The organism is Pseudomonas sp. R151218B TE3479 (genome assembly GCF_053629195.1).
Genome location: NZ_JBRJHV010000001.1, coordinates 1,821,075 through 1,836,527 on the forward strand (window position 1 = coordinate 1,821,075; position 15,453 = coordinate 1,836,527).

General features: G+C 62.1%; 9 protein-coding genes. 8 read left to right on the forward strand and 1 reads right to left on the reverse strand.

Going from position 1 to position 15,453, the window contains the following annotated elements; genetic code table 11:
• The first annotated feature begins 146 nt into the window (after window positions 1-146).
• The 6 genes from recC to AB7M32_RS08125 all read left to right on the forward strand — a co-directional run bounded on the left by recC (window position 147) and on the right by AB7M32_RS08125 (window position 11,864).
• A complete protein-coding gene (gene recC, locus AB7M32_RS08100; RefSeq protein WP_454249604.1) occupies window positions 147-3,599 on the forward strand; it encodes an exodeoxyribonuclease V subunit gamma in 3,453 nt (1,150 codons plus the stop codon).
• Complete coding sequence (gene recB / locus AB7M32_RS08105) at window positions 3,596-7,285, forward strand: exodeoxyribonuclease V subunit beta (protein ID WP_454249605.1); 3,690 nt, start codon at window positions 3,596-3,598, stop codon at window positions 7,283-7,285. Before recC ends, recB begins: the two co-directional genes overlap by 4 nt.
• Window positions 7,282-9,378 carry an exodeoxyribonuclease V subunit alpha gene (recD, locus tag AB7M32_RS08110; RefSeq protein WP_454249606.1) on the forward strand — a complete coding sequence of 699 codons (2,097 nt, stop codon included), beginning with the start codon at window positions 7,282-7,284 and terminating at the stop codon, window positions 9,376-9,378. The genes recB and recD overlap by 4 nt, the downstream gene beginning before the upstream one ends.
• Before the next feature lie 138 nt (window positions 9,379-9,516).
• Window positions 9,517-10,092: a YfiR family protein gene (locus tag AB7M32_RS08115; RefSeq protein ID WP_072410957.1), complete on the forward strand. Its 576-nt coding sequence runs from the start codon at window positions 9,517-9,519 to the stop codon at window positions 10,090-10,092.
• Window positions 10,089-11,357 (forward strand): diguanylate cyclase domain-containing protein, encoded by a 1,269-nt coding sequence (locus tag AB7M32_RS08120; protein ID WP_454249607.1) that lies wholly within the window; start codon window positions 10,089-10,091, stop codon window positions 11,355-11,357. The genes AB7M32_RS08115 and AB7M32_RS08120 overlap by 4 nt, the downstream gene beginning before the upstream one ends.
• A 3-nt stretch (window positions 11,358-11,360) precedes the next feature.
• Window positions 11,361-11,864: an OmpA family protein gene (locus tag AB7M32_RS08125; RefSeq protein WP_454249608.1), complete on the forward strand. Its 504-nt coding sequence runs from the start codon at window positions 11,361-11,363 to the stop codon at window positions 11,862-11,864.
• Here AB7M32_RS08125 and AB7M32_RS08130 read toward each other — a convergent pair.
• Window positions 11,861-12,808: a LysR family transcriptional regulator gene (locus tag AB7M32_RS08130; protein WP_053181727.1), complete on the reverse strand. Its 948-nt coding sequence runs from the start codon at window positions 12,806-12,808 to the stop codon at window positions 11,861-11,863. The two genes, AB7M32_RS08125 and AB7M32_RS08130, sit on opposite strands and share 4 nt — an antisense overlap.
• A 139-nt stretch (window positions 12,809-12,947) precedes the next feature.
• Between AB7M32_RS08130 and AB7M32_RS08135 the strand changes: the two genes are divergently transcribed.
• Together AB7M32_RS08135 and mmsB are read left to right on the forward strand one after the other, a co-directional pair.
• On the forward strand, window positions 12,948-14,474 hold the full coding sequence (locus AB7M32_RS08135) for a CoA-acylating methylmalonate-semialdehyde dehydrogenase (RefSeq protein WP_454249609.1): 1,527 nt from the start codon (window positions 12,948-12,950) through the stop codon (window positions 14,472-14,474).
• A gap of 10 nt (window positions 14,475-14,484) precedes the next feature.
• The gene (gene mmsB / locus AB7M32_RS08140; protein WP_092173833.1) at window positions 14,485-15,372 is read left to right on the forward strand and encodes a 3-hydroxyisobutyrate dehydrogenase; all 888 of its coding nucleotides are present in this window, start codon (window positions 14,485-14,487) and stop codon (window positions 15,370-15,372) included.
• Window positions 15,373-15,453 lie beyond the last annotated feature (81 nt).

Below are 15,453 nucleotides of genomic sequence, written 5' to 3' on the forward strand. Positions count from 1 at the left end.
GAAACCCCTATCTGCTGATGCAGGTAGGGGTTTTGTTTTGCCCGCAGGAAAGTTCTTACGACAAGCGCGGACAGCTCCCGGCTGTCACAGCCCCCCGACAGTGCTAAGGTTCTGCCCTAGCTTTTGCATTTTCAAGGATGCCTTTCATGCCGGACGCAACGTCCCTTAGCCCAGCTTTCATGGTGGTTCACGGGAATCGCCTTGATGAGTTGCGCAGCCTGGTGATCAGTTTGATGCGGCGCTATCCGCTGGCTCCCCTTGAAAATGAAATCGCCCTGGTACAAAGCAACGGCATTGCCCAATGGCTCAAGCTCGCACTGGCTGAAGACCCGGAAGATGATGACTCCGGCGGTTGCGGTATTGCAGCGGCTATTGATGTGCAACTGCCGGGCAGCTTCATGTGGCAGCTGTATCGAACAGTCCTGGGGCGTGACGAGATTCCGGCCAAGTCCCTATTGGACAAGGCTCCGCTAACCTGGCGCCTGATGCGCCTGCTGCCGCAATTGATCGAGCAGCCTCATTTCGAACCTTTGCGACGATTTCTTACCCACGACACCGACCTGCGCAAGCGCTATCAACTGTCCGAGCGCCTTGCCGATCTGTTCGACCAGTACCAGGTATACCGGGCCGACTGGCTCGAGGATTGGGCAGAAGGTCGACACCAGACACGAAATGTTCGAGGTGAAATCAAGCCGCTCGCACCGGCGAATTGCTGGCAAGCGGAACTGTGGCGTGCCTTGTTGCTGGATGTGGGTGAACAAGGCATGGCGCAAAGCCGTGCCGGCGTCCATCAGCGCTACATCGAGCGAATCAACAACCTGGAAGTCGCTCCGAAAGGCTTGCCGGCGCGGGTCATCGTGTTCGGTATTTCTTCGTTGCCTGCCCAAGTCCTCGAGGCGCTTGCCGGTCTTTCCCGGTTCAGCCAGGTTCTGCTGTGCGTGCATAACCCATGTCGGCATCATTGGGCGGACATCGTCGCCGACAAGGATCTGCTGCGCCACCAATACAAGCGTCAGGCCCGCAAGACCGGCATGCCCGCCGTCCTCGATCCGCAAACCCTGCATCAACATGCCCATCCGTTATTGGCTGCCTGGGGCAAGCAGGGGCGCGACTATATCAACCTGCTCGACAGCTACGACGACCCCAACAGTTACCGCGCGGTATTTCGCGATGGGCGAATCGACTTGTTTACGGATGGGACCCCCACGACCCTGCTCAGTCAGTTGCAGGATGACATCCTGGAGCTGCGTCCCCTGAACGAAACCCGGGAGCACTGGCCTGTCGTCGATACGCAGCGAGACGGCTCGATCCGCTTTCATGTGGCCCACGGCGCCCAGCGTGAAGTCGAGATTCTCCATGACCAGTTGCTGGCCCACTTCAGTGCGGATCCGTCTCTGCGCCCACGGGATATCATCGTCATGGTCCCGGACATCGACAGTTATGCGCCGCACATTCGCGCGGTGTTCGGCCAGCTCGACCGGGGCGACCCTCGTTTCATTCCATTCACGCTGACTGACCAGGGCCAGCGTGGACGTGATCCACTGCTGATTGCCGTCGAGCATTTGCTCAAGTTGCCGGACAGTCGTTTTCCGGTCAGCGAAATCCTCGATCTGCTGGATGTCCCGGCGTTGCGCGAACGGTTTGGCATCGATGAGGCCGACCTGCCGACATTGCACCGCTGGATCGAAGGGGCGGGGATTCGCTGGGGAATGAGCGCCGAACACCGTGCTGGGTTGGGCTTGCCCGCGGAGCTTGAACAGAACAGCTGGCGTTTCGGCTTGCGTCGCATGTTGCTGGGGTACGCTGTCGGCAGTTCGCAGGCCTATGACGGCATCGAGCCCTACGACGAGATTGGTGGCCTGGACGCGGCATTGATCGGTCCGCTGGTTGCGTTGCTGGATGCCCTGGAGGTCGCTCATCAGGAACTCACCCAGCCGGCATCGCCGCAGCAATGGGGTTCGCGCCTGCACGACCTGATGCAGCTGTTTTTCCAGGCGAGCAACGAGCATGACGACTATTTGCTGGCCCAACTCGAAGACTTGCGTGAAACCTGGTTGGAAACCTGTGAGTCGGTGGGGCTGCAAGATGAATTGCCGCTGACGGTGGTGCGTGAAGCGTGGTTGGCCGGGCTGGATCAAGGGCGGCTGTCCCAACGCTTCCTGGCGGGAGCCGTCAACTTCTGTACCTTGATGCCAATGCGCGCGATCCCCTTCAAGCTGGTGTGCCTGCTGGGGATGAATGACGGTGATTACCCGCGAGCCCAGCCACCCTTGGACTTCGATCTGATGGGCGGCGATTATCGCCCGGGCGATCGTTCCCGCCGTGAGGATGACCGTTACTTGTTGTTGGAAGCGCTGCTTTCGGCCCGGGAAAAGCTGTACATCAGTTGGGTGGGTCGCAGTATCCGCGACAACAGTGAACGACCGGCATCGGTGTTGATCGGCCAACTGCGCGATCATCTCGCCAGCGGCTGGCGGTTGGCCGATGACAGCAAGAGTCTCCTCGATGCCCTGACCCAGGAGCATCCGCTGCAACCGTTCAGTGCGCGTTATTTTCATCAAGGTGACGAGCTGTTCAGTTACGCCAGCGAATGGCGAATGCTCCACGACACCTGCGATCACACCGAAAAAACCCAGCTGCTGGCACCTTTCGTCCAGGAGGAACCCTTGGGCCTCGGTCAGTTGCAGGACTTCCTGCGCAATCCCGTCCGCCATTTTTTCAGCCAGCGGCTGAAAGTATTCTTTGAAGCCATCGAAGCGCCTCTGGCCGATGACGAACCTTTCGTGCTCGATGCGCTGCAACGCTACACCCTGAGTGACAGCCTGCTCGAGGCTGCGCTGGTACGCCTGGACCAGCCGGATCTGGCCCTGGCCGCCCACGCCCAGAGACTCCAGAACAGCGGGCTGTTGCCGATGGCCGGGTTCGGAGAGTGCATGCAGCGCGAATTGATCGAACCCTTGCCGGATCTGCTCCAGCGTTACCAACAGCTTCTGGCGTTATGGCCCACACCGCTGACCAGTGCCGTGCCCGTCAGCCTGCACTTGCAGGGCGTGAGTGTCGAAGGGTGGCTCAGTGGCCTGCACCAGCGCGCCGACGGTGCGGTCCTCGCCATCACGGCTATACCCAATAGCATCGGCTCCACCAAGACCCGCAAGTGGCATCGCCTGATACGGCCCTGGGTCAACCATCTCGTGGCCTGCGCTAACGGCTTGTCGTTGACGACAGCGCTGGTGGCCAGTGATGACAGCTTGCTGCTGGCACCTTTCGAAGAGCCTGTCGCACGAAGGCTGCTGGGCGACATGCTGCAGGCTTGGCAGACCGGTATGCGCCAGCCGCTGCCGATCGCAGTGAAGACGGCTTTCGCCTGGCTCGGCCAGAGTGATCCACTCAAGGCCGAAGCCGCGGCGCGCAAAGCCTATGAGGGCGATGGACAGACGTTTGAAGGCGAACGGCGGGAGAACCCGGCCTTGGCTCGACAGTTTCCGGATTTCGCGGCCTTGATGGCTGACGAAACATTCCCCGACTGGTGCGATGCGCTCTACCGGCCATTGCTCGAAGCCCCATGGCGTTCATCGGCCGGCGAGGAGGCCCGTTCATGAGTCGGCAGACACCATTGGCCCTCGCTTTTCCGCTACGAGGCAGCCAGCTGATCGAGGCCAGTGCCGGTACCGGCAAGACCTTCACCATTTCGGCGCTATACCTGCGTCTGGTGCTGGGGCATGGCGGTTCGGTGTCCGGTTTTGGCCGAGAACTGCTTCCGCCGCAAATCCTGGTGGTGACCTTTACGGACGCTGCCACCAAGGAGTTGCGTGAACGAATTCGCACCCGTCTGGCCGAAGCCGCACGTTTCTTTCGCGACGAGATTCCAGCCCCGGATTCACTGATCGCCGCATTGCGCGATGAATTCAGTGCCGAGCAATGGCCTGGCTGCGCGAACCGGCTGGACATCGCCGCGCAGTGGATGGACGAAGCGGCCGTCTCGACCATCCATAGCTGGTGCCAGCGCATGTTGCGTGAGCATGCCTTCGACAGCGGCAGCCTGTTTACCCAGACCCTGGAAACCGACCACGGCGAATTGCTGGGCGAGGTCTTGCGCGATTACTGGCGGCTGTTCTGCTATTCGATGCAAGGCGAGGCGCTGAATTGGGTGCGTACCCATTGGGGAGGGCCGGCTGCGCTGTTGCCACGGGTGAGAGGGTTGTTTTCCAGCGAGCGTGGCGACGGCGATGGGCTTGAGCCGGCCGAACTCATCGCGGCCTCCCTGCAAGAGCGCAGTGCTGCCTTGCTCGATCTCAAGGCGCCATGGCGACAGTGGGCCGAGGAGCTGCTGGAGATCTGCCAGCAGGGCGTCGCCAGCAAGTCTGTCGATGGGCGCAAGATGCAGGCGCGTTACTTCGAACCGTGGTTTCAGAAAATCACCGCCTGGGTCGATGACGAAAGCCTTGAGTTGTTGGACATCGGCACCGGGTTCACGCGCCTGACCCCAGAGGGCATGGCCGAAGCCTGGAAAGGTGAAGTGCCCAACCATCCCGGGCTGGACGCCATGGCCGGTCTCAAGGCCAGCCTGGATGCGTTGCCCACGCCAGATGCCGCCGTGTTGCAGCATGCCGCGCAATGGGTCGGGGCGCGGTTCGAAGCCGAGAAACGTCGCCGCGCCGAAATGGGCTTCGACGACATGCTGCTGCGTCTCGACGCGGCGCTGCAGGCCGAGGGGGGCGAGCGTCTGGCGAGCCTGATCCGCGAGCAGTTTCCGGTGGCGCTGATCGATGAGTTCCAGGACACCGACCCGGTTCAATACCGGATCTTCGAAAGCATCTACCGCATCGAGGACAACGATCCTGAGACCGGACTTTTCCTGATCGGCGATCCGAAGCAGGCGATCTACGCTTTTCGCGGTGCCGACATCTACACCTACCTGCGTGCTCGCCAGGCCACGATCGGCAGGTTGCATACCCTGGGCACGAATTTCCGTTCCAGCCATGCCATGGTGGGTGCGGTGAACCATATTTTCCAGAAGGCCGAGGCCCGTCCGAAGGGGCGCGGCGCCTTTCTGTTCCGCGAACCGTCGGGTGAGAACCCGGTGCCGTTCCTGTCCGTTGAGTCCCAGGGGCGCAAGGAGTCCTTGCAGGTGGCAGGACAGGCCGTTGCGGCGCTGAACATCTGGCACCTGCCGTCGGAGCAGCCGCTTTCCGGTGCGGTGTACCGGCAATCCATGGCGGCCGCGTGCGCCAGTGAGATTACGGCATTGCTCAACGGTGGCCAGTCGGGACGCGACGGTTTCACGGTCGATGGCGAAACGCTGCGCGGGTTGCGCCCGGCGGATATCGCCATCCTGGTGCGCGACGGTAAAGAAGCGCAGGCCGTGCGCGGCGAGCTGTCCGCGCGGGGCGTGCGCAGCGTCTATCTGTCCGACAAGGATTCGGTCTTCGCTTCGCAAGAGGCGCGGGATTTGCTGACCTGGCTCAGGGCCTGCGCCGAGCCGGATGTGGAGCGACCGCTACGGGCAGCGCTGGCCAGCATCACGTTGAACCTGCCGCTGACGGAGCTGGAGCGTCTCAATCAGGATGAACTGGCCTGGGAAGCCCGGGTCATGCAGTTTCGCGGTTATCGTACGGTCTGGCGCAGCCAGGGCGTACTGCCGATGTTGCGACGCCTGCTGCATGATTTCGAACTGCCCCAGTCCCTGATGGCGCGCAGCGATGGCGAGCGGGTGCTGACCAACTTGCTGCACCTTTGCGAACTGTTGCAGCAGGCCGCCGGTGAACTGGATGGCGAACAAGCCTTGATCCGGCATTTGTCCGAGCACCTGGCCTTGTCCGGACAGGCGGGGGAAGAGCAGATCCTGCGCCTGGAAAGCGATGAGCAATTGGTCAAGGTGGTCACGATCCATAAGTCCAAGGGCCTTGAGTATCCGTTGGTTTTCTTGCCCTTCATCTGTTCGACGAAACCGGTGGATGGCAGTCGATTGCCGTTGCATTACCACGATGAGGCCAACGAGGCGCAGATCAGCCTCACGCCCACCGCCGAACTGATCGCCAAGGCCGATGACGAGCGTCTGGCCGAGGATCTGCGGCTGCTCTACGTGGCACTGACCCGTGCACAACATGCCTGCTGGCTGGGGGTGGCGGACCTCAAGCGGGGCAACAACAACAGCTCGATCCTGCATGTGTCCGCGCTGGGTTATCTGTTGGGCGGCGGTGTGCCGTTGGCCGAGTCGGTGGAGTTGAGGCATTGGCTGGACGACCTGCAACAAGGCAATGTCGCGGTGAGTTGCCAGCCAGTGCCCGAAGCCACCGACGAGCGCTACTGGCCGCCGCGCAACGACGCTGTGCTGCTCGAACCTTTGGTGCCCTTGCGAAAAGCCAGCGAAAATTGGTGGATCGCGTCTTACAGCGCCTTGCGCATCGGTGAAAGCCTGAGCGAAGGCAGCGATACCGCGCCAGAGAATCCGCAGGCCCAGAAGCTGTTCGACGATGAGCGACTGGACCCGGACGCTCCCAGGGAGACCATCGCCATCGGTGGCGATATCCACCGTTTTCCCCGTGGCCCCGGCCCCGGCACTTTCCTTCATGGTCTTTTGGAGTGGGCCGCCGGAGAAGGTTTTTCATCTGCGCCGGCGGATATCGAGGATGCCATTGCCCGACGCTGCAATCGCCGAGGCTGGAAAGGTTGGATCACTACATTGAACGACTGGCTGCAGCACTTGATCAAAATGCCCATGCCTGTCGGCAACGACCAGGCGCCGGTGGTGCTCGAACAACTGACCCGGTTCCAGGTCGAGATGGAGTTCTGGTTCGCCAGCCACAAGGTCGATGTGCAAAAGCTTGATCAGCTGGTTTGCCGGTTCACCCATGGCGGTGTGTCCCGCGTCGCGGCGGAACCGGTGCTGCTCAACGGCATGTTCAAGGGCTTCATCGATTTGACGTTCGAGCACGACGGTCGGTATTACGTGGCCGATTACAAATCCAACTGGCTGGGTGTCGATGACATGGCCTACACCGTACAGGCCATGGAGCAGTCGATCCTGGACCATCGCTACGACCTGCAATACGTGCTGTACCTGTTGGCCCTGCATCGCCAGCTCAAGGCGCGGCTCCCTGGTTACGACTACGACCGGCATGTCGGCGGCGCGCTCTACCTGTTCCTTCGCGGCACCCGCTCAACCAGCCAGGGCGTGTATTTCACCAAGCCGCCACGGGCCTTGATCGAACAACTGGATCGGCTGTTCCAGGGCGCGCCCGAACCCAAGGCCGAGCCGGCGTGGGTACAGGGAGAACTGCTATGAGTCGTTCCTTTGCCGATCTGCTGCCCAAGGCGTCCGACGACGAGAGCCCGGTTGACCTGGCTCCCTTGAGCCGTGCCCAGGACCTGCTGTTGTTACTGACGCGCTGGGTCGAGCGCGGCTGGTTGCGAGCCCTGGACAAGGCATTCGTGGCGTTCCTCCATGAACTGGCTCCGGACGGTGATCCCTTGGTCCTGCTCGCCGCTGCGTTGACCAGTCATCAACTGGGCCACGGGCATGTTTGCCTGGATGTGTTCGAGACCCTCAAGGAGCCGGACTTCGCCCTGTCGCTGCCCCCCGAGGGCGACCTGCAGCCAGGCGTGATGCTGTTGCCCTCGCAAGTATTGCAGACACTGGACGGCGCCCATTGGTGCAAGGCCCTGGCGGTCAGTCGGCTGGTGGCCCTGGCTGCGGATGAAAGCGAAGAGGCGCAGCAACGTCCGTTGGTGTTGTCTGGCAAGCGTCTTTATCTGCGCCGTTACTGGGGCTATGAACGACGGATCGACGAGGCGTTGCGCCAACGGCTGAGTGACCATGAAGCGGCGCCTGGGGACCTGCGCGAGCGTTTGGACGGGCTGTTCGGGCCGGCCAATGCCAACGCCCCGATCGATTGGCAGAAGCTGGCCTGCGCGCTGGCGACTCGCGGGGCCTTCAGCATCGTGACCGGCGGCCCGGGTACCGGTAAGACCACCACCGTTGTGCGCCTGCTGGCGTTGTTGCAGGCTCCGGCCGTCGAGGCTGGGAAGCCGCTGCGAATTCGCCTGGCTGCGCCCACTGGCAAGGCGGCGGCGCGCCTGACCGAGTCCATCAGCCAGCAGGTCCGGACCCTGGACGTGGATGAGGCTGTGCGCGAACGCATTCCGTGCGACGTCACGACGGTCCATCGTTTGTTGGGCAGCCGCCCCGGCACCCGGCATTTTCGCCACCATGCAGGCAATCGCTTGCCACTGGATGTGTTGGTGGTCGATGAAGCGTCGATGATCGACCTGGAGATGATGGCCAATCTGCTGGATGCGCTGCCGGCCCACGCACGGTTGGTGTTGTTGGGGGACAAGGACCAGTTGGCTTCTGTAGAGGCCGGTGCGGTGCTGGGGGATTTGTGTCGAGACGCCGAGGACGGTTGGTACAGCCCCCGGACCCGGGCCTGGCTTGAGTCGGTCAGTGGTGAAAACCTGGCGGCCAGCGACCTGCGGCAAGACCTCGACGGCACCCATCCCCTGGCGCAGCAAGTGGTCATGCTCAGGCATTCCCGGCGCTTCGGCGAAGGCAGTGGGATCGGTCAACTGGCTCGCTGGGTCAATCAGCAACAGCCGGAAAAAGCCCGTCAGTTGCTGGAGCAAGGGCAATATGCCGATCTGGCCTCCCTGAAGTTGGCGAGTGAGCACGACACGAAGCTGGAAAAGCTGTTGCTCGACGGCAAGCCAGAAGGGCCCCAGGGGTATCGGCATTACCTGAGCCTGCTACGGCAGCATCGCCCGGCCATTTCTCGCCCATTGGAAGACGGTTGTTGGGCCGATTGGGCTCGGAAGGTACTGGCGGCCTTCGACGAATTCCAATTGCTTTGCGCGGTGCGTAAAGGCCCGTGGGGCGTTGAAGGGTTGAACCAACGGATCACCGCAGCATTGCTCAAGGCCCGCCTTATCGATAGCGATCATCAGTGGTACGAAGGACGCCCGGTGCTGATGACCCGTAACGACTATGGGCTGGGATTGATGAATGGCGATATCGGCATAGCCCTCAAGCTGCCCGAGCGTGACGGGCCCGATGCCGGCAAACAGGTCCTGCGGGTCGCTTTCCCCCGTAATGACGGCCAGGGCGGTGTGCGTTTCGTCCTGCCCAGCCGACTCAATGACGTGGAAACCGTGTATGCCATGACGGTGCACAAATCTCAGGGTTCGGAATTCACCCATACCGCGTTGATCCTTCCGGATGCTCTGAACCCGGTCTTGACCAAGGAGCTGGTGTACACCGCCATTACCCGGGGCAAGCAATGGTTCAGCCTGATCGAACCGCGAGTGGGCATCTTCGAGGAGGCGGTGCGGCGCAAGGTCAAGCGCTTGAGCGGGTTGATGCTGGAGTTGGAACAGGCTGACTGAATCATCAGTTTTTAATGGTTCATGCCCCTCGGCAATTTTGCCTGTTTCGCGCCGAAGTCTACGTAGCACGTGGTCTCGCTGGCTTTTTGGCACTGTGCTATCGTTCCGGCACTTATCATCTGGATCAAGAGACTTTCCATGAAGGTGCCTGTACGGGAGGCAGTGCGCAGCAAGGGGTGGGGGCAGTTTCTGCTGGCCGGCCTTTTGTGTCTGCTGTTGCCTGTCGCGATGGCCCAGGAGCAAGTCACCACGACCCAGGCCGAGCAGCGGGCCGAAGCGGTGACCCAGGTGGTATTGGGCATTCTCAGCTATGCCCGTTGGCCCGTGGAGCCTACCCAACTGCAACTGTGCATCGTCGGGCCGACCCAGTACACCGACGATCTGGTCAAGGGCACCACCCAGGCCACGGGGCGGCCAGTGACGGTGCAGCGGCTGCTGGCCGATCACCCCGATATCGCCACTGACTGCAACGCGGTCTACGTCGGCAGGCTGACCAACGATGAGCACACCCGTTTGTTTGCGTCCTTGATCGGCAAGCCAGTGCTGAGCATCAGCGAAGGCGGCGACCAGTGCACCGTGGGGAGCCTGTTCTGCCTGCGGGTCGGCGATGAACAAGTGTCTTTCGAAGTCAACCTCGACTCTGTGGCACGCAGTGGTGTGCGCATCCATCCAAGTGTGCTGCAGCTTTCCCGTCGCAGGTCGGCGACGCCATGACACAGCGCAAACCAAGGGTCCGTCCCACCCTGGGCTCGGTCATCGGTCGTGGCCATCTGATCGTCGCGTTGGTGGCCATCACCATGGCCAGTGTTTCCCTGACCTTGCTTGGCCTGCTGGCATTGCGGGTCTATGCCGATCACAACCTGCACCTGATCGCCCGATCGATCAACTACACCGTGGAAGCCGCCGTGGTCTTCGATGATTCGGCCGCGGCTACCGAAGCACTGGCCTTGATCGCTTCCACCGAGGAAGTCGCCGATGCCCAGGTGTTGAATGAACATGGCCGTCTGTTGGCGCGCTGGCAGCGACCGCAAACCGGCCTGTTGTCGGAACTGGAAGTACACATTGCCAAGGCATTCCTGGAAAAGCCCATCAGCCTGCCGATCATTCATCAAGGGCAGAACATCGGCCGTATCGTGTTGGCGGGGCATGGCGGTAGCCTGTTGCGCTTTTTGCTCAGCGGTCTGACGGGGATCATCCTGTGCACGGCGGTCAGTGCCTGGGTGGCGCTTTATCTGGCGCGGCGCCAGTTGCGTGCGATCACCGGGCCGCTGCGCAGCCTGGCCGAGGTGGCCCACGCGGCACGCAGCGAACGAGCCCTGGACCGACGCGTGCCGCCGGCCGCCATCGCTGAACTGGATAACCTGGCCAATGACTTCAACGCATTGCTCGATGAACTGGAATCCTGGCAGACCCACCTGCAAAGCGAAAACGAAACCCTGGCGCACCAGGCCAGCCACGACAGTTTGACCGGATTGCCGAACCGGGCGTTTTTCGAAGGCCGACTGATTCGCGCCTTGCGCAATGCCGGCAAGCTCAACGAGCAAGTGGCCGTGCTGTACCTGGACAGCGACCGGTTCAAAGGCATCAATGACAACTTCGGTCACGCTGCCGGCGACGCGGTGCTGACAGCCGTGGCGACCCGGGTCCGGGCCCAGTTGCGCGAGGATGACTTGGTCGCGCGCCTGGGGGGCGATGAATTCGCCGTGCTGCTGGCGCCCCTGCACAAGGCCGAGGATGCCGAGCGAATCGCTGAAAAAATCATCGCCAGCATGGAGATGCCGATCCAATTGCCCGGCAATGCTTCCGTGTTGACCTCCCTCAGTATCGGCATTGCCGTCTACCCGGATCATGGTGACACACCGGGCACCCTGCTCCACGCCGCCGACGCGGCAATGTATCAAGCCAAACGCCTCGCTCGAGGCGGTCAACATACGGCGGGGTCGGATCACTCCGTCGTCGATCTTCAAACCAGGAGCTGACTCGTGCCTTCATACCCTCAACTTTCCCTGCGCTGGTTCGCGGCGCTTTTCTTGCTTGCCATCCTGGCCCTGAGTGGTTGCCAGACGACACCGCCGAAAGGTCTGACCCCGGCGCAAATTGCCGTACTCAAGCAGCAAGGCTTCGAATTGACCGACGATGGCTGGGCCTTCGGTTTGTCGGGCAAGGTGTTGTTCGGCAGCGATGTGGAAAATCTCAACCCGCCCAGTACCGAAATCGTCGAGCGCATCGGCAAGGCGTTGCTGGGGGCGGGCATCGAGCGGGTACGCATCGATGGTCATACCGACGCCTCGGGCTCCCAGGCCTACAACGAACAACTGTCGATGCGTCGGGCCGCCAGCGTGGGCAAGGTGCTGACAAGCGTTGGCATGCGCGAAGAAAACGTCCAACTGCGTGGCCTGGGCAGCAGCAAACCGGTCGCCTCCAATGATACCGCCAGCGGCCGCACCGAAAACCGCCGCGTCGCCATCGTGGTCATCGCCGACTAGTCGGCGAACACCATCTCCCGGCTATCACCCATCAGCAGTGGCTGGTTCTGTTCAGTCACTTCGCGGATGTAGTCCCACAACAACGTAATCCGCTTGAGCTTCCTCAAATCTTCCCGGCAGTACATCCAGAACTGCCGGGTGACGGTGATTTCCTCCGGCAGCACCGGTAAGAGCCGTGGGTCCTGGGCGGCGAGGAAGCAGGGCAGGATCGCCAGTGAGCGCCCTTGCTGCGCGGCCACGAATTGCGCAATCACGCTGGTGCTGCGCAGGTGGGCATTGGCGCCGGGCAGGACGTTGGCCAGGTAGAGCAATTCGGAACTGAACGCCAGGTCATCCACGTAGCTGATGAACGAATGCTTGCTCAGGTCAGCCGGGCGCTGGATCGGTGGGTGATTGTCCAGGTAGGGCTGGGTGGCATAGAGCTGCAGCCGGTAGTCGCACAATTTGCAGCACACATACGGACCATGTTCGGGGCGTTCGAGGGCGATGACGATGTCGGCTTCGCGCTTGGAAAGGCTGATGAAGTGCGGCAGCGGCAGGATGTCCACCGAAATGGCCGGGTAGGCGTCGACGAAATGGCTCAGTTGCGGGGTGATGAAGAAGCTGCCGAAGCCTTCGGTGCAGCCCATGCGTACATGGCCGGACAGCGCCACGCCAGAGCCTGAGACCTGTTCGCAGGCCATGTGCAGGGTGCTTTCGATCGATTCGGCGTACCCCAGCAGGCGCTGGCCTTCGGCGGTCAGGACAAAACCGTTGGTCCGGGATTTCTCGAACAGCAGCGTGCCCAGCGAGGCTTCCAGCGAGCTGATGCGTCGCGACACCGTGGTGTAGTCGACAGCCAGGCGCTTGGCGGCCGTGCTGGCCTTGCGGGTGCGGGCCACTTCGAGGAAAAACTTGAGGTCGTCCCAATTCAGCGACCCCAGGGAGGTGATGTTTTTTTGCATGATGGACCGGCTTTTATGTGCATTCTTATTAGAAGTTTGCACATCTATACTCCAAAAACCGTCTCATCACCATGCGTGCCCATGCACCTTGGTCTTTGCTGAACCAGCGCTCTCTATAAGAACAATCCCGGAGGCCAGCATGAACGTTTCCCTTACGCCCAGCGATACCACCCTGCAAACCGTCAGACTGTTGATCGATGGCGAGTGGGTCGAATCCCAATCCAGCGAATGGCACGACATCGTCAACCCGGCGACCCAACAGGTGCTGGCGAAGGTTCCATTCGCCACGGCGTCGGAAGTCGATGCCGCCATCGCCGCTGCCCAGCGTGCGTTCCAGACCTGGAAGCTGACGCCCATCGGTGCGCGGATGCGCATCATGCTCAAGCTCCAGGCATTGATCCGCGAGCACTCCAAGCGCATCGCCGCGGTGCTCAGCGCCGAACAGGGCAAGACCATCGCTGACGCCGAGGGCGATATTTTCCGCGGCCTGGAAGTGGTCGAGCACGCCTGTTCCATCGGCACCCTGCAGATGGGGGAGTTCGCCGAGAACGTCGCCGGAGGCGTGGACACCTACACGCTGCGCCAGCCGATCGGGGTGTGCGCGGGCATTACGCCGTTCAACTTCCCGGCGATGATTCCGCTGTGGATGTTCCCGATGGCCATCGCTTGCGGCAACACCTTTGTGCTCAAGCCGTCGGAACAGGATCCGCTGTCGACCATGCTGTTGGTGGAGCTGGCCATCGAGGCCGGCGTACCGGCGGGTGTGCTCAACGTGGTGCACGGCGGCAAGGACGTGGTGGATGCGCTCTGCACCCACAAGGACATCAAGGCGGTCTCCTTCGTCGGTTCGACGGCGGTCGGCACCCACGTGTATGACCTGGCGGGTCGCCATGGCAAGCGCGTGCAGTCGATGATGGGCGCCAAGAACCATGCGGTGGTGTTGCCCGATGCCAATCGTGAGCAGGCCCTCAACGCCTTGGTCGGTGCCGGTTTTGGCGCGGCCGGCCAGCGCTGCATGGCCACCTCCGTGGTGGTGCTGGTGGGCGCGGCCAAACAATGGTTGCCGGAGCTCAAGGCCCTGGCGCAGAAGCTCAAGGTCAACGCCGGCAGTGAGCCGGGCACCGACATCGGCCCGGTGATTTCCAAGCGGGCCAAGGCGCGGATTCTCGAGTTGATCGAGAGCGGCGTGAAGGAAGGGGCGAAGCTGGAACTCGATGGCCGTGGCATCAGCGTGCCGGGCTTCGAGCAGGGCAACTTTGTCGGCCCGACCCTGTTTTCCGGTGTGACCACCGAGATGCGCATCTACACCGAGGAAATCTTCGGCCCAGTGCTGGTGGTGCTGGAAGTCGACACCCTGGATCAGGCGATTGCCCTGGTCAACGCCAACCCATTCGGCAACGGCACCGGCCTGTTTACCCAAAGTGGTGCGGCGGCGCGCAAATTCCAGAGCGAAATCGACATTGGCCAGGTGGGCATCAACATCCCGATCCCGGTGCCGGTGCCGTTCTTCAGCTTTACCGGTTCCCGTGGTTCGAAACTCGGCGACCTCGGCCCGTACGGCAAACAAGTGGTGCAGTTCTACACTCAGACCAAGACCGTGACCGCGCGCTGGTTCGATGATGACAGCGTCAATGACGGTGTGAACACCACCATCCATTTGCGTTAAGGAGCCGGACATGAACATCGCATTTATCGGCCTGGGCAACATGGGCGCCCCCATGGCGCGCAACCTGCTCAAGGCCGGCCATTCGCTGAACCTGTTCGACCTGAACCAGACGGTGCTGGCTGAACTGGCGGCATTGGGCGGCACGATCAGTGCCTCGCCTCGCGACGCGGCCCAGGGCGCCGGGCTGGTGATCACCATGCTGCCGGCCGCCGCCCATGTGCGTAGCGTCTGGCTGGGCGAGGACGGAGTGCTGGCCGGTATCGCCGCTGGCACGCCGGCGGTGGATTGCAGCACCATCGATCCACAAACCGCTCGCGACGTGGCGGCTGCCGCTGCCAAACAAGGGGTGGCGATGGCCGATGCGCCCGTCTCGGGCGGCACCGGCGGTGCGGCGGCGGGTACGTTGACTTTCATGGTCGGCGCCACGGCTGAGTTGTTCGCCACCTTGCAACCAGTGTTGGCGCAAATGGGCCGTAACATCGTGCACTGTGGCGAAGTCGGCACCGGGCAGATCGCCAAGATCTGCAACAACCTGCTGCTGGGCATTTCCATGGTGGGCGTCAGCGAGGCCATGGCGCTGGGCGATGCCTTGGGGATCGACACCCAAGTGCTGGCCGGGATCATCAACAGCTCGACGGGTCGTTGCTGGAGTTCGGACACCTACAACCCGTGGCCGGGCGTGATCGAAACGGCACCGGCCTCCCGTGGCTATACGGGTGGCTTTGGCGCCGACCTGATGCTCAAGGACCTTGGCCTGGCGACCGAAGCCGCGCGGCAGGCCCATCAGCCGGTGGTGCTGGGGGCGGTGGCGCAGCAGTTGTACCAGGCGATGAGCCAGCGAGGCGAGGGCGGCAAGGATTTTTCGGCGATTGTTAACAGCTATCGCAAGCCGCAATAAACCTGCGGTGCTTTGAAGCTTTTGTGGCGAGGGGATGCATTCCAGAAGTTGCTTTCCGAGAGACCATGTCGGGTGGTCTCT